The sequence below is a fragment of the Arthrobacter sp. 9E16 genome (assembly GCF_002929435.1).
GTDB classification, from domain to species: Bacteria; Actinomycetota; Actinomycetes; order Actinomycetales; family Micrococcaceae; genus Arthrobacter_B; species Arthrobacter_B sunyaminii.
In genome coordinates, this window is record NZ_PJIU01000001.1 from 347,021 (window position 1) to 365,082 (window position 18,062).

At 65.5% G+C, this 18,062-nt stretch carries 20 protein-coding genes; 4 read left to right on the plus strand and 16 right to left on the minus strand.

Going from position 1 to position 18,062, the window contains the following annotated elements:
• Positions 1-5: 5 nt before the first annotated feature.
• From CXR00_RS18480 to CXR00_RS01570, 4 genes are all read right to left on the minus strand, one after another.
• Positions 6-1,496 (minus strand): glycosyltransferase, encoded by a 1,491-nt coding sequence (locus tag CXR00_RS18480; protein WP_104052657.1) that lies wholly within the window; start codon positions 1,494-1,496, stop codon positions 6-8.
• A gap of 64 nt (positions 1,497-1,560) precedes the next feature.
• Positions 1,561-2,118, minus strand: coding sequence for a dihydrofolate reductase family protein (locus tag CXR00_RS01560; RefSeq protein WP_104052658.1), 558 nt, complete (start codon positions 2,116-2,118; stop codon positions 1,561-1,563).
• 46 nt (positions 2,119-2,164) lie between these two features.
• Positions 2,165-2,383: a GNAT family N-acetyltransferase gene (locus CXR00_RS01565; RefSeq protein WP_258060242.1), complete on the minus strand. Its 219-nt coding sequence runs from the start codon at positions 2,381-2,383 to the stop codon at positions 2,165-2,167.
• A gap of 139 nt (positions 2,384-2,522) precedes the next feature.
• A complete protein-coding gene (locus tag CXR00_RS01570) occupies positions 2,523-2,876 on the minus strand; it encodes a DUF1801 domain-containing protein (protein ID WP_104052659.1) in 354 nt (117 codons plus the stop codon).
• A 263-nt stretch (positions 2,877-3,139) separates the two neighbouring features.
• Between CXR00_RS01570 and CXR00_RS01575 the strand changes: the two genes are divergently transcribed.
• Positions 3,140-3,784 (plus strand): NAD(P)-dependent oxidoreductase, encoded by a 645-nt coding sequence (locus tag CXR00_RS01575; protein ID WP_104052660.1) that lies wholly within the window; start codon positions 3,140-3,142, stop codon positions 3,782-3,784.
• A gap of 80 nt (positions 3,785-3,864) precedes the next feature.
• On the opposite strand, the gene CXR00_RS18175 is transcribed toward CXR00_RS01575, so the two are convergent.
• Entirely contained in the window at positions 3,865-4,020 is a 156-nt protein-coding gene (locus tag CXR00_RS18175) for a hypothetical protein (protein WP_181032449.1), read from the minus strand.
• Between the two features lie 726 nt (positions 4,021-4,746).
• Here CXR00_RS18175 and CXR00_RS01585 point away from each other — a divergent pair.
• Positions 4,747-5,373 (plus strand): hypothetical protein, encoded by a 627-nt coding sequence (locus tag CXR00_RS01585; RefSeq protein ID WP_104052662.1) that lies wholly within the window; start codon positions 4,747-4,749, stop codon positions 5,371-5,373.
• Positions 5,374-5,591: 218 nt separating this feature from the next.
• On the opposite strand, the gene ychF is transcribed toward CXR00_RS01585, so the two are convergent.
• The 3 genes from ychF to CXR00_RS01600 form a co-directional block, all read right to left on the minus strand.
• Entirely contained in the window at positions 5,592-6,677 is a 1,086-nt protein-coding gene (gene ychF, locus CXR00_RS01590; RefSeq protein WP_104052663.1) for a redox-regulated ATPase YchF, read from the minus strand.
• Between the two features lie 22 nt (positions 6,678-6,699).
• The gene (locus CXR00_RS01595) at positions 6,700-7,779 is read right to left on the minus strand and encodes a 4-hydroxy-3-methylbut-2-enyl diphosphate reductase (RefSeq protein WP_104052664.1); all 1,080 of its coding nucleotides are present in this window, start codon (positions 7,777-7,779) and stop codon (positions 6,700-6,702) included.
• Between the two features lie 86 nt (positions 7,780-7,865).
• Entirely contained in the window at positions 7,866-8,681 is an 816-nt protein-coding gene (locus CXR00_RS01600) for a hypothetical protein (protein WP_104052665.1), read from the minus strand.
• Between the two features lie 64 nt (positions 8,682-8,745).
• Here CXR00_RS01600 and xseA point away from each other — a divergent pair, with 64 nt between their 5' ends.
• Both xseA and CXR00_RS01610 read left to right on the plus strand, forming a co-directional pair.
• Positions 8,746-10,035, plus strand: a complete 1,290-nt coding sequence (xseA, locus tag CXR00_RS01605; RefSeq protein ID WP_104052666.1) for an exodeoxyribonuclease VII large subunit — start codon at positions 8,746-8,748, stop codon at positions 10,033-10,035.
• Positions 10,036-10,076: 41 nt separating this feature from the next.
• Complete coding sequence (locus tag CXR00_RS01610) at positions 10,077-10,316, plus strand: exodeoxyribonuclease VII small subunit (protein WP_104053671.1); 240 nt, start codon at positions 10,077-10,079, stop codon at positions 10,314-10,316.
• Between the two features lie 17 nt (positions 10,317-10,333).
• Here the strand turns inward: CXR00_RS01610 and CXR00_RS01615 are convergent, their stop codons facing one another.
• The 8 genes from CXR00_RS01615 to CXR00_RS01650 all read right to left on the minus strand — a co-directional run bounded on the left by CXR00_RS01615 (position 10,334) and on the right by CXR00_RS01650 (position 18,051).
• The gene (locus CXR00_RS01615; RefSeq protein ID WP_104052667.1) at positions 10,334-11,551 is read right to left on the minus strand and encodes a pyridoxal phosphate-dependent aminotransferase; all 1,218 of its coding nucleotides are present in this window, start codon (positions 11,549-11,551) and stop codon (positions 10,334-10,336) included.
• 82 nt (positions 11,552-11,633) lie between these two features.
• Positions 11,634-12,596 carry an ABC transporter substrate-binding protein gene (locus tag CXR00_RS01620; RefSeq protein ID WP_104052668.1) on the minus strand — a complete coding sequence of 321 codons (963 nt, stop codon included), beginning with the start codon at positions 12,594-12,596 and terminating at the stop codon, positions 11,634-11,636.
• On the minus strand, positions 12,593-13,378 hold the full coding sequence (locus tag CXR00_RS01625; protein ID WP_237688599.1) for an ABC transporter permease: 786 nt from the start codon (positions 13,376-13,378) through the stop codon (positions 12,593-12,595). The genes CXR00_RS01620 and CXR00_RS01625 overlap by 4 nt, the downstream gene beginning before the upstream one ends.
• Positions 13,379-13,388: 10 nt before the next feature.
• On the minus strand, positions 13,389-14,162 hold the full coding sequence (locus tag CXR00_RS01630) for an ABC transporter permease (RefSeq protein WP_104052669.1): 774 nt from the start codon (positions 14,160-14,162) through the stop codon (positions 13,389-13,391).
• Between the two features lies 1 nt (position 14,163).
• Positions 14,164-15,306, minus strand: a complete 1,143-nt coding sequence (locus tag CXR00_RS01635; RefSeq protein ID WP_308470487.1) for an ATP-binding cassette domain-containing protein — start codon at positions 15,304-15,306, stop codon at positions 14,164-14,166.
• 115 nt (positions 15,307-15,421) lie between these two features.
• Positions 15,422-15,874: an NUDIX hydrolase gene (locus tag CXR00_RS01640; protein ID WP_104052670.1), complete on the minus strand. Its 453-nt coding sequence runs from the start codon at positions 15,872-15,874 to the stop codon at positions 15,422-15,424.
• Positions 15,867-16,793 carry an N-acetylglucosamine kinase gene (locus CXR00_RS01645; RefSeq protein ID WP_104052671.1) on the minus strand — a complete coding sequence of 309 codons (927 nt, stop codon included), beginning with the start codon at positions 16,791-16,793 and terminating at the stop codon, positions 15,867-15,869. Before CXR00_RS01645 ends, CXR00_RS01640 begins: the two co-directional genes overlap by 8 nt.
• A gap of 58 nt (positions 16,794-16,851) precedes the next feature.
• Entirely contained in the window at positions 16,852-18,051 is a 1,200-nt protein-coding gene (locus CXR00_RS01650; protein ID WP_181032450.1) for an aminoglycoside phosphotransferase family protein, read from the minus strand.
• Positions 18,052-18,062 lie beyond the last annotated feature (11 nt).

Genomic DNA, 18,062 nt, shown 5'->3' on the forward strand with positions numbered 1-18,062 from the left:
CCCGGTCAGCTGGGCGGACGCGGTCCGATTGCGGCGCCCTGCGGAACCGGCCGATGAGGACGGGATCTCTCAACACGAACGGCCAGCGTGTCATCCCCCCGCAGGATGGCGCGGAGCAGCCGCCGCTCCTCCCACCTGAGCGACCTGAACGCTTGGCTGCGCCGCAGCACCAGGCTCCCGTCCGGGGTCCCGTACCGCTTCTGCAAATCCTCCAGCTCCTGGGCCTGCAGCAGGGCGACCGTGCTGCCCGTAGCCGAGTCGATCAACCGGACCAGCGCGGATGGTCCGCTCAGATCCGTCGCCACAACGCGGTCCTCACTGGCGGAGAGGATTGTCTTCTGCGCCGCGCGGGTTATCACCAGCGGACGGGACGGCCCGTCCAGCAGTCGGGACAGCACATCTGCCGCAGCTTCAGGTCGGCCCGTCCTCTGCGCCGCGGCCTGCATCTGCTGCAGGCGGCCAGGCTCGCGCAGCACCTCGTCGATCTTCCAGCCAATTGTCGCTGAAGTGTTGCAGCGGACCGCCGCCCCCTGTTCCAACAGGTAGTCGCCGTTGCGGACCTCCTGCCCCGGAATGGGGTTCACCATCACCATGGGCAGGCCGGCAGCCATGCACTCCGACACGGACAGCCCGCCGGGCTTGCCCACAAACAGGTCGGCGCGGCGCACCAGCTGCGGCATCTCCGTGGTGAAGCCGAGCACGCGGTAGCGGTTCCCGGCGGGTGCCACCAGCTGCTCGATACGCTGCCGCAGGGCATCGTTTCGTCCGCACACTACCGTTGCCGTGAAGGGCGAGCGCATGTGCAGCGTCTGCCGCACCACCGCGGCGGCGTAGTCGCCGCCGGACGCGCCCGCGGAGATCAGCAGCATGGGGGGCTCGCTTGCATCGCGGGAGGGCGCGGCCTTCAGCTGTGTGGCGATGGGAATCCCCGGAGCCGCAACCCGATCGGAAGGCAGGCCAAGCGCCATCAGTTCCACCCTCCCCTCCTCCCGGGCCAGGAAAAGCGCATGGAACGCGCCGGTAAGGGACAGCCCCTGGAAGTCATAGTCCGTCGTGACGACGGCGGTCCTCGCGTTGGTCACGCCACGAAGGAGCAGCGACGCCAGCAGCTGGGCGGGCAGGAAATGCGTGCACACGATCGCGGTCGGCCGGAACCGCTTAATGGCATCAATGACCGGAACGGAGTTCATCCGTGTCCAGGGGTCTATGGGGCCCCGGCGCCGGAAGGGACGGTCACTGATGTCGTAGCCCCAGTCAATCAGCCACGGCAAGCCCTCGACCAGGACGAAGTAGCCCTTGTTCAGCAGTGCCCGGTAGAGCACGCTGCTGACCTGTAGCACGTCCAGAACCTGGACCTCGGCGACGTCGGCACGCGCGGCGCACGCCTGCTGCACCGCTGCTGCGGCACTGTTGTGCCCGGCGCCCACGCCTGCGGACAGGATCAGTACGCGCTCCCCTGCAGCGGTCTTGGGGGTTCGTCCCGGCGTTTTGCGCATGAAGCGAGGCTAGCAGGGGCTGCATCGCCGTCTGGACGGAAGCGCAGCATCAGCGCTGTGGGTCTCAGTCAGTCCGCCGGTAGTGCATGGAAACTGCACCGTTGCTCATCGGTTCCGCCGAGATCAGCTCGAGGCGGCGTGTGCTGTCGAGAAGTCCCTCGTAGAGCGTGGGACCGTGGCCGGTGATCATGGGGTGCACCAGGAACCTGTATTCATCAATCAGGTCCAGCCGGTCAAGTCCCGCCGCAAGCCGGCCGCTGCCGAGGAGCACCCCCTCCGGGGTCCGGTCCTTGAGGTCCTGCACCCCGGTGCGAAGGTCGCCGTCGATGCGGTGGCTGTTGTTCCACGGGAAGTTACTGCGGGTTGAGGACACGACGTACTTCGGTTTGGCCTCCAGCGTGAGGGCCCAGTCGCGCACCGCTGTCGGCGCTTCGACCTCACCCCGCGCAACTGCCGGCCAGTAGCTCTCCATCATTTCGTACGTGGTGCGCCCCCAGAGCATGGCGCCGGACTCGTTCAGGAGCCGGGTGTAATGGGTGTGCGTCTCGTCGTCGACGATGCCCTCCTGGTGGTCGGCGCAACCGTCCAGGGTGACGTTGATGCTGAAAGTCAGAGCGCCCATGCAGCGATTCTAAATCTCGGGCCCTCCCCTGCAACCGTTTGCGGAGTCAGCCGGTCCAATCGCGGCGCAGAAGGCCGTATATCCAGGAATCGGAGACCTCGCCGTTGACGATGCAGTCCTCGCGCAGTTCGCCCTCGCGCAGGAAGCCGAGCTTCTCCAGGACCCGGGCGGAGGCGATGTTGCGTGTGTCCGTTTCGCCCTGGACCCGGTTCAGGTCCAGGGTAAAGCACTTCGGAAGGCGGGGTTCCAGCTGTTGAAGGTGCACCAACCCAGGAAGAGCCCGTCTGTCTTCCTGGTAATCGCCGGCTCATGGCTGCCAGCCTGTCATATGTGTGCCTGTGGTGTGGTCCCACCCTCCGCCGACGCCGGTCCCGTGTTCTGCCGGCGAAGGGCGGGAGCCAGGCTCAGTCGAGAACCGAGCGGACGATCTCCGCGACGCGCTTCTCCGTATCGGCGTCGATGGTTTCGAAGTACCAGGCGGCAGGCATAAGCGTGCCGTCCGGCCCGCCGGTGGGGCGGAACGGCGCCTTCTCGGTGACCGACAGGTTCAGGCGTTCATCGTTGCGCAGGGTCAGCAGCGCCGGGGAGCCTGCAGACCTGGCGTACGCGGGCATGCCGTACCAGATACGCGGTTTCAGGCCCGGAGCCGCATCCATGATGACGTCATGCACCCGCTGCATCAGCCCCCGCTGCGGCTCATCCATGCCCGCAATCTTGTCCACGACCTGACCCAGGTTCTTTTCGTCTTTCGATGACATCTCGCGTCCTTTCGACAGCCGATACCGCGGCATCGGTGCAATGAAGCTGGCGCATCAGTGCGCCGCACTCCATCGGGACGTGTCCTGGGGAGCCAGTCCTCTCCGCGATGATTCACGTGGTCTTCACGTGGAAGCGCCCTCGGTGGCAGGGCCACCGGCATCAGGATAACCCTGCCCCGAGTGGGGAGGGAATACGTGGACTCGGCAGCTGGTTGCATCTTCGCCGGGGAATTGCCGGCTCCTACTGCAAGGAGAGAACGCACATGGCACGAGTAGTGATCTTCGGCGGAACCGGCTACGCCGGCGGACACATCGCCCGCGAGACGGCTTCCCGCGGGCATCAGGTGATCTCCTACACCCGCAACGCACCGGAGGAGCCGCTGGACGGGGTGGGCTACCGCACCGGATCTCTGGCTTCCCCGGAAGTGCTCACCGCGGCGGCCGCCGACGCGGATGTCCTCGTTGTCGCGGTGCACGGAGCCGACGTCGACGGCGCTCCGCTTGCCACGTACATGCCGCAGCTGATCGAAGCCGTGCGCAGCAGCGGCGCGCGCCTCGCCTTCGTTGGCGGGGCAGGCTCGTCGCTGGTCGCGGAAGGTGGTCCGCGGCTGGTCGACACACCGGACTTCCTCGATGACTGGAAGCCCGAAGCTCTGGCGCACGCCGAAGTTCTCGAGGCGCTGCGGCAGGCACCCGAGGACCTCGACTGGTTCTATGTCAGCCCGGCAGCGCTCTTCGGCGTCTTCGCTCCGGGCGAGAGCACCGGCGCCTACCGGACGGGCGGCGAGATCCTGGTGACCAAAGATGACGGCTCCTCGGAAATTTCCGGTACCGACTTCGCGCTTGCCTTCGTCGACGAGATCGAGAACCACGCCCATCCGCGTCAGAGGTTCACCGTCGGGCACTAAGGCGTACGTCCAGCACCGCAGAAACAGCCCCTCTCCCCACGCAGGGAAAGGGGCTGTTTCAGACGAAGCTTCCCTTCCTCTCAGCGACCCGAACCGTACGTTGTATCCACTTCGGCAAACGACGACAATTCGAGCATCCCGAGGAGGAACGGTGCCAGTGCGACGATCGTCAGGGCCCCGGCAACAATCCACAGCGCTAGTGTCCGCTTCCTGGATTCCCGCAACCGGGTGGCCATCGCCGTTCCGGCCACCACTAAGGGCAGTCCCGGGAAGACAGTGAAAGCAAGGACTTCAAGAGCAATGAAACCCGCAAAGATCCATTCCGTCCGGCTGTAGAGACTCTCAGGTCTGGTCTGTCTGGTCTGTCTCGCTCATCGGGCCAGTCTGCCATGCCTCTATGTGCCACCTATGAACCCGCGGATCGGGGCGTGGCAGCCCTGTGCTCTTTTCCGCTAATACATAAGAAAAATGCCGCCCCCGAAACTTAACGGAGGGCGGCATTTCCCTTGATTCAGGCGAATAACCTAGACGTTGAAGCGGAACTCCACCACGTTCCGTAGCCGAATACCCTCTGGAAGCTGCCAGTCGAGTCCGGCGCCCGGGACCGACCATCCCGCGTCCATAGTCGTGCTCGCGGTGCGAGACGCGGACCAGCAGGATCGGACCGGCGGCATCGTGAGCGACCAGTCGGACTCCAGCGCTGCTGCCGCCCGGATCAGCCGGCCATTGGACACGTACGAGCAATGCGAGGCAAGGGAACCGCCCACCTCCGGCTTCAAGACACCCGACACATGCGCATCGGCTCGCAGCCGCATATCTAGGTCGGAAGGCGCGCCTTAATCGGCCAACTCCTGCTTGCGTATATGGTTCGAGGGGACTTAGTGCGGCTTTCTGTTATGACCGTTCAACACCGCGGAATTCCGAAGGCGTTTTGACGTCGAAAAACTGGAGACTTAATCGTAATGAACATTTTCAAAGCGCGGGTTCTGCTTTGGCCTCTCCTGCTGATCACCTTCTTGGTTCTCGGGGGAATGGGCGCCGCTTTCGCATTCGGTGGACTCAACGCTCTCGCTCTCAAGTCGCTGTTCACCAGCAGTTCGAGCGAACGCGATTCGCAGGTGGTTCAGTCCGTCACGCAAATGCAAGAGGTCGCCTTGCTGAGCCTTCACATCGAGGGTATCGACAGAAAGGAAAGCAATCGCGAGATTTTCGGCGTGGCCGTACCCGCGAGCGAGAAAACGACGCTGATCCAGTACGAGTTCGACGCAAAATTAGGCATCGATGGGTCACAGGTGAAGATCGAACCCACCGGCCCAGGGTCGTTTCTCGTGACTATCCCTGAATTCATCGGCATCGGCTTTGACGATCCCGTGTTCAAGGACCCCCTCGAGGACAACAACGCGCTTAGCTGGCTGACACCGCCAGTGGTTCAAACTCGCATGGTCAACAACATTCTCAGCGACGAGAACAAGCAGACGCTCATCAGCAAAAACGAAGCAGCGTTGAAAGAGCAGGCCAAGGTGACCTACTCCGGGATCATCGCAAGCGTCGATCCCGAGATCACCGTCGCCTTTGAGTTCGCAGGGTAGATGCCCGCAGCGCCGCGTCCTAGTTTTAATTTGGTTTTTCGGGCGCCTGCCGGGCGAGAAATACTGGTTGGTGGTGTAAGCATCGTCGGCAATCAGTCGAAGGTAACCGACTGGCGCCTGCCGGAATAGACACTTATCAAAGCTTGCCCCCGATATAGAAATGCCGCCCTCCTGCGTTTTCGCGGAGGGCGGCATTTCCTTTGATTCAGGCGAAGAACCTAGACGTTGAAGCGGAACTCCACCACATCGCCGTCAGCCATGACGTATTCCTTGCCTTCGATGCGGACCTTGCCGCGGGACTTGGCCTCAGCCATGGAACCGGCTTCCACCAGGTCATCAAAGGACACAACCTCGGCCTTGATGAAGCCGCGCTGGAAGTCGGTGTGGATGACACCGGCAGCCTGGGGCGCGGTGTCACCCTTGCGGATGGTCCACGCACGGGTTTCCTTGGGACCGGCCGTCAGGTAGGTCTGCAGGCCCAGGGTGTGGAAGCCGACGCGGGCCAGCTTGTCCAGGCCGGACTCTTCCTGGCCGCTCATCTCCAGCATTTCGCGGGCTTCTTCCTCGTCCAGCTCCACCAGATCGGCTTCGAGCTTGGCGTCAAGGAAGATGGCGTCAGCCGGGGCCACCAGGGCGCGCAGTTCTTCCTGGCGCTCCGGGTTGCCCAGCACGGCGTCGTCGACGTTGAACACGTAGATGAAGGGTTTGGCGGTGAGCAGGCTCAGCTCGCGCAGGTGCTCCATCTCCAGCTTGTCCTTCGCCACGGAGGAGAAGATGGTGTCGCCGCGCTCCAGCACGGCCTGCGCGGCCTGCATGGCAGCCAGCTGCGCGGGCTCGCGCTTCTTGATCTTGACTTCCTTCTCGACCCGCGGAATCGCCTTTTCCAGCGTCTGCAGGTCGGCCAGGATCAGTTCGGTGTTGATGGTCTCCATGTCAGAGCGGGGATCCACCTTGCCGTCCACGTGGATGACGTCGGGGTCATCGAACACGCGGATGACCTGGGCAATAGCCTCGGCTTCACGGATGTTGGCGAGGAACTGGTTGCCCAGCCCTTCACCTTCCGACGCGCCCTTCACGATGCCGGCAATGTCCACAAAGGAGACGGTTGCCGGAAGGATGCGCGCGGAACCGTGAATCTCGGCCAGCTTGGCCAGGCGCGGATCCGGAAGGGACACGACGCCGACATTCGGTTCGATGGTGGCGAACGGATAGTTCGCCGCCAGAACGTTGTTGCGGGTCAGCGCATTGAACAGGGTTGATTTGCCGACGTTGGGCAGGCCGACGATGCCAATAGTAAGAGCCACGTTGCCATCATACCGGTGCCCGTCAGGCTCCGGCGCGCCGCCCGCCCAGACCGCGTGAGGTATCCCCCATCGCCTTCAGCGTGGCACGGATCTCCTTGGGCAGGGAGAAAATGATGTCCTCCTGCGCAGTGACCACTTCCTCTACGTCGCCGTAGCCGTACTCGGCCAGCAGGTGCAGGACGTCCTGCACGAGGTTTTCCGGCACGGAAGCGCCGGAGGTCACACCAACAGTGGCCACGCCCTCAAACCAGGTCTCATCAATCTCGTTGGCGAAGTCCACGCGGTGCGAGGCCTTGGCGCCGTATTCCAGTGCAACTTCCACCAGTCGCACGGAGTTGGAGGAGTTCGCGGAACCTACCACCAGCACCAGATCCGCTTCGGGAGCGATCTTCTTGATCGCAGCCTGCCGGTTGGAGGTGGCGTAGCAAATGTCGTCGCTGGGCGGATCCTGCAGCGTGGGGAACCGCTTGCGCAGCAGGTTCACCGTGTGCATGGCTTCATCCACGCTCAGTGTCGTCTGGGACAGCCAGATCACCTTGTTCGGGTCCCGGACCACAACCTTGTCCACGTCTTCGGGACCGTTGACGATCTGCGTGTGCTCGGGTGCCTCGCCGTAGGTGCCTTCAACTTCCTCGTGGCCGGCGTGTCCAATCAGCAGGATGTCAAAGTCGTCGCGCGCAAAACGCACCGCTTCCTTGTGGACCTTGGTCACCAGCGGGCAGGTGGCGTCGATGGTCTGCAGGTTCCGGTCCTTCGCGGACTGCACGACGGCGGGAGAGACGCCGTGTGCGGAGAAGATCAGGCGGGCGCCTTCCGGGACCTCGTCGGTTTCATCAACGAAGATGGCACCCTTCTCCTCCAGTGTCTGGACCACGTGCAGGTTGTGCACAATCTGCTTGCGGACGTAGACGGGCGGGCCATAGGCTTCCAGCGCCTTCTCCACGGCAATCACTGCGCGGTCGACGCCGGCGCAGTAGCCGCGCGGTGCGGCCAGCAGGACGCGGCGGGCGCCGGAGACGGGAGCGGCGGCGGATACCTCCTGCGGGCTGCGGCGCCTGCGCGGAACGGTGGGCATAGGCACGGAAACGGCAGTGCTGGTCATGCCTCCATGCTATCGGGTGGACCGGCACCGAACGCGCGCGACGGCTTTCCGTCCGCTGTCGGCGCACTGCTCCCGGATCAGAGCACTCAGCGCCGCCCGGAACCGCCGATGGCACGCACCAGCAGTCCCAGCACCAGCAGCACAGCCGCACCCATCATGAAGGGAAGCGTCCATGCCTGCAGGCTGGGTCCTGCTTCCGCAGCGAACGCTGCGGCAAAAGTCTCCGCCAGGGCGCTGCTGTAGGCGGGACGTGCGGCGAGCGAAGGAAGGGACCCGGCGGCAAACCACAGCGCTCCCCCGGCCAGCAGTGCCCCTCCTCCCATCCAGGCCAGTGCCCCTCCCCGGCTCCGAGCCACCAGCAGAGCCAGCACCGCTGCTATGCCCGAGCCCAGAGCCAGAAAAGGCCAAGCCTTGGCAGCGTTGGCTGCGAACTCGATGTCCGCACGCTGATCCACCCCGCCCAGCTCCAGCAGCGACTGTTCCGGTGCCTGCACATCCGTCCCGGCGGCGCTGCCGAGCTCGTTCGCCACCAGGCCCACCACCGGCGCGACATCCAGGGTGACTCCGCCGCCGCCGTCGAACGTTTGGGCGTGCGAGCGCTGCAGCGTCTCGTCCCAGGCCTGCGGATAGCCGGGCAGCGACTGCACTCCCTGCACCGCGCTGGTGATCAGCGGCTGCACAAAGGAAGCGACGGCGTCGGGCAGCTGGACGCTGTCCGTCACCTGTGCCCCCAGCTCCTCGGCGAGGTCCTGCTGGAAGGCCTCGTTGGTGCCCAGCGGCTGGCCCAGGGCAACAAATCCGTCTTCAGACACCACGTTTTCGGCCAGCCAGGCCGAACACAGGGCGGCAACTGCCAGCAGGACGGCGGCAAAACCCAAGATGGCCGAGCCGAATGTTCGCATCGGGTGTTTCCTCACTCTGGTTGCGGAACCCGCGTTGTGGGCGGCACCTGATAGACATTAACTTATGCAAGACCCCATAGAGCGCACCGAACCCGATGAGTCCGCCGCTGCGACGAGCCTCCCGAAGACCGCCGCGGAAACCAGTCCCGAGAATCCGTGGCCGCTGCAGCTGCTGTCGAGGAACCTGAAAAGCTACATCGACCGCGCCCCTGCCACCTGGGTGGAGGGGCAGATTATCGAGCTGAACAAACGGGCCAACGCCTCCTACATCACACTGCGCGACGTCGATGCGGAGATTTCGCTGTCCCTGACAGTGTGGAGCACGGTGATGAACCGGCTGGAGCTGCCGCTGGAACGCGGCGCCCGGGTGGTTGCCCAGGTCAAGCCCGATTTCTGGGTCAAAACCGGACGGCTTTCCATGCAGACCAGGGACATCCGCCCGGTGGGCATCGGTGATCTCCTGGCCCGGATCGAACGCCTGCGCCAGGCCCTGGCCGCCGAGGGGCTGTTCCGGGAGGACCGGAAGCTGCCGCTGCCGCTGCTGCCGAACCGGATCGGGCTGATTACCGGACGCAACTCCGATGCCATGAAGGACGTCATCCGCAACGCGTCCCTGCGCTGGCCGGCCGTGGTCTTCGAAGTGCGCGAAGTAGCCGTGCAGGGCGTCAACGCCGTGGCGGAGGTGACCCGGGCGCTGGCCCAGCTCGATGCCATGCCGGAAGTGGACGTCATTGTGATTGCCCGCGGCGGCGGGTCCCTGGAGGACCTGCTGCCGTTCAGCCACGAGGACCTGGTCCGGGCCGTGTCCGCCGCGCAGACGCCTGTGGTCAGCGCGATCGGCCATGAAGCGGACCGGCCGCTGCTGGACGAGGTCGCAGACCTCCGGGCCTCCACGCCCACCGATGCTGCCAAGCGGATTGTTCCGGACGTCGGCGAGGAACTGCAGCGCATTGGTGCAGCCCGTGCCCAGCTGAGACGCATCGTGGACCTGACAGTCGGCCGGGAGATCGAACGGCTGAACCACATCAGGTCCCGTCCCGTGCTGGCCGCTCCGGAAACCATGGTGGACCTGCGCCAGCAGGACGTGTCCCGCCTGCGCGAGCGCGCCCTGTCCTGCATCACTTCCGAAGTGCGGCGGGACACCGACCGGATCGCGTACCTGCGGGCGCAGGTCCGCTCCCTCTCACCCCAGAACACACTGGACCGCGGCTACGCCGTCGTGCAGCTGGCCGACGGCTCCGTGGTCCGGGAGGCAGCGGCCGTTCCCGGCGACGCGCACCTGCGCATCCGGGTTGCCGTGGGCGAACTGGCCGCTACGGCAGCAGCGCCGGCTGAAGAAAAGCCCGGCGCATGAACATGCAGAATCAACAGCTCCAACCGAAAGAAGACCCGAAAATGAACCCCGCAGCAAACGAAGCATCAACCATCCCGGCAGACATTGAAGCCATGAGCTACGAGCAGGCCCGGGACGAACTGGTTTCCGTGGTCGGCAGGCTGGAAACCGGAGGCGCCTCCCTGGAGGAATCTTTGGCTCTATGGGAGCGCGGCGAGCAGCTTGCCACCCGTTGCGAGTCCTGGCTGGAAGGTGCCCGCCGCCGCCTCGATGCCGCCCGCGAGGCGGCGCAAGCCGAATAGGCCTGCCCCGAACAGCCCTACTGCTTGTAGGTGCTCAGGAACTCGGCGAGCCGGATCATGGCGTCCTCAATGTCATCCACGTTGGGCAGGGTCACCATCCGGAAATGGTCCGGCCGCACCCAGTTGAAGGCCGTGCCCACGGAGATCAGGATCTTTTGCTGCTTGAGCAGGTCCAGGGCAAACTGCTCGTCGCTGGCGATCGGATAAACCTCGGGGTCCAGCTTCGGGAACAGGTACAGGGCCCCCATGGACAGCTCGCAGCTCACGCCGGGAATGTCGTTGAGCATCTTGTGGGCCAGATCGCGCTGCGCCTTGAGCCTGCCGCCGGGCAGGATCAGGTCATTGATGCTCTGGTAGCCGCCCAATGCGGTCTGGATGGCGTGCTGCGCGGGAACGTTGGCGCACAGCCGCATGTTCGCGAGCAGATTGATGCCCTCGATGTAGTCCAGCGCCTCATGTTTCGGTCCGGAGATGGCCATCCAGCCGCTGCGGTAGCCGGCAATCCGGTAGGCCTTGGACAGGCCGCTGAAAGTCAGGCACAGGACATCTTCGCCGGTGATGGTGGCTGAGTTCAGGTGCACGGCGTCGTCGTACAAGATCTTTTCGTAGATTTCGTCCGAGAAGATGATCAGCCCGTGCTTGCGGGCCAGGTCCACGATCGCCTTGACGACGTGCTCCGGATAGACCGCCCCGGTGGGGTTGTTGGGGTTGATCAGCACAATCCCCTTGGTGCGGTCGGTGATTTTGGACTCAAGGTCCTCGACGTCCGGCCACCAGTGCTCGTTTTCGTCGCACAGGTAGTGCACAGCGGTGCCGCCGGCGAGTGAGACGGAGGCTGTCCACAGCGGATAGTCCGGAGCGGGCACCAGGATCTCATCGCCGTTGTTCAGCAGCGCCTGGAGCGAAAGCGTAATCAGTTCGCTGACCCCGTTGCCGAGGTAGACGTCATCGACGTCAATGTTCTGGATGCCGCGGCTTTGGTAGTACTGGACGACGGCGGTGCGGGCGGAGAAAATGCCGCGGGAATCGCTGTAGCCCTGGGCTTTGGGAAGGTGGCGCATCATGTCCACCAAGATCGCTTCCGGCGCCTCGAAACCAAAGGGCGCGGGGTTGCCGATATTCAGCTTCAGAATCCGTTGACCGGCTGCTTCCATGCGCTGTGCATGCTCCAGCAGCGGCCCACGGATGTCATAGAGAACGTTGTGGAGCTTGTGGGACTGCTTGAATTCGGCCATGAAAACATGGTGCCACAGGCAGGGACCCCTCCCCGCACATGTGAAGCGGAAAGGGGTCCCTGTAACAACGGCAAACCAAGGGTTAGGCGAAGCCCTTTTCCTCCAGCCACATGCGGGCTGCTTCACTGGGATCCATCTTCTGGTCTCCGCTGACGGCCTGGTTCAGGTCGATCAGGTCCTCGGTGGTCAGTTCCGCAGACACTTTGTTCAGCACCTCTGCAGCCTGGTCATTCACTGCCTGCGAGGAGGCCAGCGGAACCACCTGCTGGGCGGGCCAGTTCTGCAGCGGGTCCTCCAGCACCACCAGGTCATTTTCCACAATGGCCGGGGTTGTGGTGTAAATGTCTGCAACCTGCACGTCATCCTTGAGCAGGGCGTCCACGGTCAGCGGCCCGCCGCTGTCACCGATCGGCGTGAACTCCTTGAACTCGCAGCCGTACTTGTCCTTCAACCCGATCAGGCCCTGGACCCGTTCCGCGAATTCCGCCGGTGCAGCCAGCGTCAGCTGGTCACAGACCTTGGCCAGGTCCTCGATGCTCTCCAGCTGATACTTCTCCGCCGTGGCCTTGGTGACCACCATGGCGTCCTTGTTCTCGGCGTCGGACGGCTCGAGGATGACCAGACCCTCGGGCAGGGCACCGGGCAGGGCATCAATGATTTCCCCGGCGTCCACGAGTTCAGTGTCCGGGTCCACTCCCACCAGCAGCGCGCCGGTGTATTCGGGGATCAGGTCAATGGAGCCGTCCTCCAGTGCGGGGAGGTAGACCTCGCGTGAACCGATGCCGAGCTTGGTCTCTGCGGGAATGCCGGCACCGTTCAGAGCACCGGCATAGATCTCCGCCAGGGTGCTGGATTCGGGGAAGTCCGCCGATCCCACCACAATTGTTTCGGCAGCCCCGGACGCAGCGCTTTCCGACGGCGATTCCGAGGCCAGCGGGTCACCTCCGCCGCCGCTGCAGCCGGCCAGCCCGAGGGCCAGGGTGATGCCTCCGGCCAGAACGGTCAGTCCCTTGGGCCGGGCAATCCGGCGCTTGTGCTGCGTCATTGTTTTCCTCCTTGTGAGCCGGCAGCGGAAAATCCGCCGCCGGTGGGTGTAGGTGCGGTCGGAGCTGCTGTACCGGCCGCGGCGACGCGGCCCTTCTGCAGCCCGGGTGAAATCAAAAGACGTGCTGCCAACGCAATCACGGCATCCACTGCAAGCGCCAGCAAGGCAATGATGACCGCGCCGCCAAAGACCCTGCCGTAGTCGCCAACGGCCAGTCCGTCGATGAGGTACCGCCCGAGTCCTCCCAGGTTGATGGTTGCCACCACGGCAGCGGTGGCCACGACCTGCAGTGTGGCGCCCCGCAATCCGCCGAACAGGACCTTCAGCCCGTTGGGGATTTCGACCCGGAACAGGATCTGCAGTTCCGTCATGCCCATGCTGCGGGCCGAGTCCACGATGCTGCGGTCCACGGCAGCAATCCCCGAATAGGTGCCGGCCAGCAGCGGGGGTACGGCCAGCAGGACCAGGGCCCAAATGGGCGGCATGAGGCCCAGACCGGCCAGGAGGACAAAGAGGGTCAGCATGCCCAGGGTTGGCAGGGCGCGCAGCAATCCGGAGATGGTCACAACGGCCACCTGGCCGCGGCCGGTGTGTCCGATGAACAAACCAATCGGCACGGAAATGGCCAGGGCAATCAGCAGAGTCAGTCCGGTGTACTGCAGGTGCTCCAGGGTGCGCACGGGAATCCCGGCAGCTCCGGTCCAGTTTGCGGGATCCGTCAGCCATTCCCAGCCCTGCCCCAGGGCATTGGTGGAGGTGTACTCGGTGCGGGGAATCGTCACGGCCACCGGATTACGCCCCCTTCAGTGCGACGTCGGGCGCCGCTGCCGGGGTGCCGGGGGCGGCCTGGTCTCTGGTCCCGGGGACGCCGGCAGTGCCGGCGCCCCTGCGCCTGCGCAACCCGAACATGCCTGCGGAGGCTCCCGGAACCCGGCCGGCGCGCAGCCAGGGCGTCAGCGCACGCTGCAGCAGCACGAACACCAGGTCCATCAGGAAGGCCAGGACAAGCGTGGCAACAATGCCCACCACAATCTCGGTGATGAAGTAGCGGCGCAGTCCGTCCCGGAAGAAGAAGCCCAGGTTTTCCACTCCGATGAGGGCGCCCACGCTGACCATGGAGATGTTGCTGACCGACACCACCCGCAGCCCGGCAATCAGGACCGGAACGGACAGCGGCAGGTCCACGGTGAGGAACCGGCGCAGCGGCCGGTACCCCATGGCGACGGCGGCCTGCCGGACGCCGTCGTCCACTGAGTCGAAGGCGTCAACGGCCACGCGCAGCATCAGCGCCACGGCGTAGATGGTCAGCGCGATGATGATGTTGCTGATGTCCAGGATGCGGGTTCCAAGGATGGCGGGCAGCGTCACGAAAAGCGCCAGGGACGGAATCGTGTAGAGCAGCGACCCGGCGGCAAGAATGATGCCGCGGACGCGGTTGCTGTTGCGGACCAGAGCTGCCAGCGGCACCGCGATGAGGATGCCCAGCACCAGCGGCACGATGGACTGGTACAGGTGCAGTCCGGTCAGCCGGAACACCTGGTCGGTGTGGGCGAGGAACCATTCCATGTCAGCCCGCGCTCCGCTGCAGCCTGGCCTGCTCGATGAGTTCCAGCACCTCGGCGGCCCTAATGGTTCCCGTGACGCGGTTTTCCGGGTCCACCGCTACGCCCAGCCCCGCGGGGGAAGACAGTGCGGCGTCGAGCGCCTGCCGCAGGGTTTCCCCCTCGCGGTACAGCGACCCTCCCGGGACCAGCTGATCCGCGGCAGTGACCGACGCCCGGCGGGACGCCGGCACCCAGCCCAGCGGCCGCCCGCCGTCGTCGACCGCGAGCGCCCAGTCCTCCTCCACAGCCAGCGCAGGATTCGCCAGTTCGGCGGGTGTCAGGAGCTGCACCGGATGCAGCGGCACACCGTTTCCCGCTTGGAAGGACAGATGCCGGAACCCGCGGTCCCGCCCCACGAAGCCAGCCACAAAGTCATCCACCGGGGCCCGCAGGATTTCTTCGGGTGCTGCGTACTGGGCCAGCCGTCCGCCCGCGCCGAAAACCGCGACCTTGTCTCCCAGGATTGTTGCTTCATCAATGTCGTGGGTGACAAAAACAATGGTTTTGGCCAGGTCCCGCTGCAGGCGCAGCAGTTCCTGCTGCAATTCGGCACGCACCACCGGATCCACGGCGCTGAACGGCTCATCCATGAGCAGTACGGGCGGATCTGCGGCGAGCGCCCGTGCCACGCCGACCCGCTGCTGCTGTCCCCCCGATAGCTGGGCCGGGTACCGTCCGCCCATGGCAGAAGCCAGCCCGACGACGTCGAGCAGTTCTGCGGCACGGGCACGGGCGCTGGTCCGGGACTGGCCGTTGAGGCGCGGAACGGTTGCCACGTTGTCCAGTACGGTGCGGTGCGGCATCAGGCCTGCGGACTGCATAACGTATCCCATGGACCGCCTGAGCTGGGGAGCTTTGACCCCGCTGACGTCGGCGCCGTCCACTGTGATGGTTCCGGAGGTGGGTTCCACCATGCGGTTGATCATTCGCAGGGATGTTGTCTTTCCGCAGCCCGAGGGTCCAACAAAGACGGTGACGGCACCGCGGTCGATGTCCATGCTCAGGTTCTCCACGGCGGGCGAGGCCGAGCCGGCGAAGGACTTGGTGACACCGCGGAAGGTGATCATCGGTTCGACGGCCCGCGGGGCGGAGTCCGGCAGGGTCATGGGGAAACCTTCCGTTTTTTGTGCGGGAGTCCCGCCTCTGGCTGCGGGGGGTCCGCAGACGGGCCGTCCTGACGTGTGTTTACGGTAGGACACCCGGTGGATGTAGTCCAGCAGATCATTCGGAACGGACAGCCGGGCGGATGGCTGCCATCTTCAGCCCCACCTGCACCAGGGGTGCCGGTCCCAGCTCGGGAACCCGGTCCAGCGGCACCCAGGCTGCCTCGTCGGTGCTGCCGTCCAGCTCATGGGTGAGCGTCCCAGACAGGACACGGGCACGGTAGATGATCCGCAGCGCGTGGAGCAGGTTCCGGTTTTCGCCGGGAAAGCGGTGCTCCGGTTCGATGAAGATGCTGTCCACCCCCAGCAGCTCCTCCGGTTCCACAAAATAGCCGGTCTCCTCGCGGACTTCCCGCACGACGGCGGCGGTCGCGTCTTCACGCACCTCGAGTCCTCCCCCGGGCAGGGTCCAGCTGGAATAGCCGTGGTCACGCCAGTGCGAGAGCAGGATGCTGCCGTTTCGGATGATGACGGCGTATGCGCCCACCCGGGTGTCGAAACTTTCAGCCACGCTGGACGTCCTGCGCGGCCAAATACCGGACACCGTGCACCGGGTCCTGTTCCAGGAACCGGATGCCGGTCAGCCCGGCGCGTTCCAGGTCCTGGCGCAGCCCGTCCCGGAGCAGCGGCTGATACATGCTCAGGCCACCGCCAACCACCACGGGGCCGCTAATGTCCAGCAGCCGGGCAGTATCCGCCGCCAGCCCCGCCAGGTGACGCGCCCCTGCCGCCACAATTTCGCTGCCCGCGGCGCTGCCCTGCGTTGCGGCATCAAAGACCACTGAGGCTTTCGAAGCCCAGTACCGGCGCCCGGTGCCGGTGTCGTGAAACAGGGCGATGAGTTGCTCCGGATCGGTCACTGAGCAGGCGGTCAGCAGCGCGGCGGACAACTCATCCGGCTGCTGGCGAAGGTTGAAGCGGCGCAGGGTATGCCGGACGACTTCACGCGCCATCCAGTAAGCGCTGCCCTCATCGCCCAGAAGGTAACCCCAGCCTCCGCAGCGGGCCTCTTCCCCGGCCGGGTTGAGCCCCCACGCCACGGATCCGGTCCCGGCAATCAGGGCAATGCCGGCCGGCGTCTGTCCGGCCGCCAGGATCAGGCGGGTGTCATGGATGACGTCCACCGCGGCGCCTGGAACGTGGGGGCTGATCAGCGCACGGAGCGCGTCGGCGTCGTCGGCGGTGTCAATGCCGCCGGAACCGGCGATAACGCGGTTCGCCGGAACGGAGCCCAAAGCCGAAAAAATCTCGGCGAGGTTGGCGGCAGCCTGCGCCGGGGCAACGTTCTGGACATTGGCGCTGCCGCTCACGGCTTCCCCGGCGGGAACCCCGTCAACGAGGAGCAGCCCGTGGGTTTTGGTTCCGCCGATGTCCAGGCCAATGACGATCTGGCCGGAACCGCTGCTTTGTGCCCCGCGGAGAATGTCCATTTGTCCACCCTACTTTCCTGGAGCGCCGAGCGGCACTTGCGGAGCGCTTTCGGTGCGGTCAGGAATGTTCCCGGGAACGGACCAGAAGCTCCTGTGCTGCGGCCAGCGTTCGGTCCGCTGCCTCCGTGCCCCGCCCCGCCGCACCGGCCACGAGGGTCAGCGCCACGGCGGCCGCCCGGGAGTAGAGAGCGGCGGGATCCGTTTCGGCCGTGAAAGCGCCTGCAAAGCGGTCCGCGGAGGCCCTCAGACCCGGGCTCCGCGGGTTTACCGCGGCAAAAACAAACAGGTGCCCCGTAAAACAAGCGAGATCATCCACCAGGTGTCCGGGGCCGAGGGCGTCCACATCCAGCATTCCGCTGATCTTCCACCCGGCCCGGCCTGGGTTGTCTACGAGGAGGTTGCCGCCGTGAAAGTCACCGTGCGCGGTCACCAGCGGGCCCGGATCGGCAGCGCGGACCGCAGCGTCGATTTCGCGGGCACACCGGGTAATCCGTTCCGCCTCCTGCGGGAACGCGACGGCGGCTCCCGCGGCGTAGTCCACAACGCGTTCGGCCCACGCAGGTCTGCGGCGAAAAGCCAGTGCCTCCGGCGGCAGTCCCGCCAGGAGATCGAGCAGCGACTGCGGGTCAACATCATCCGGGGACACATGGAGGTGCTGATGCAGGGAACGGCCTGGAAGTGCCCGCAGGGCCAGGACACTGTCCGGCTCCGGAACGGCTCCGGCGGGGATCTCCAGCAGCGCAGGCACGGGAAGTCCCGCAGCTGCCGCCGCTTCCAGCCGGCGGCGAAGCCCGGGAGCCAGTCCCGGCTGCAGAACTTTGAGGTAGGCCGTGGCACCTTCGAAGGTGCCGCGGACGACTGCGCGGCGCAGCGGCCGGTAAGCCGCCAGGGTCAAAGACGCCCGGGCGCCGTCCGTTCCGGCGCCAAAGAGGTCCCGGGCCACGGCGCCGGGGCTGGTAGCCCAGGCCAAACCCGACAGGACAGGGTCCCGGGGATGCACCCAGAGTCTCACTGCCGTACCGTCCGCAGAGCCCCGCACGGTCCGGCGGCTTTGTTCAGGGGTCAATGCAGCGGTGGTTGCACCCACCTGCAGTTGTACGGGTTGCCGGCCGCTGTCGGCTGAACCGCGACGGGGTACTGCGTCGACCCGGTACAGGGCACTGATTCCTGCACCCGGACGGTGATGGGTGCGCAGGTGGCTCCAGGACAGGGGCACCAACCCCAGCGGACGCACCGCAGCCATCAGCGGTCCGGACATGCCCGGACCTT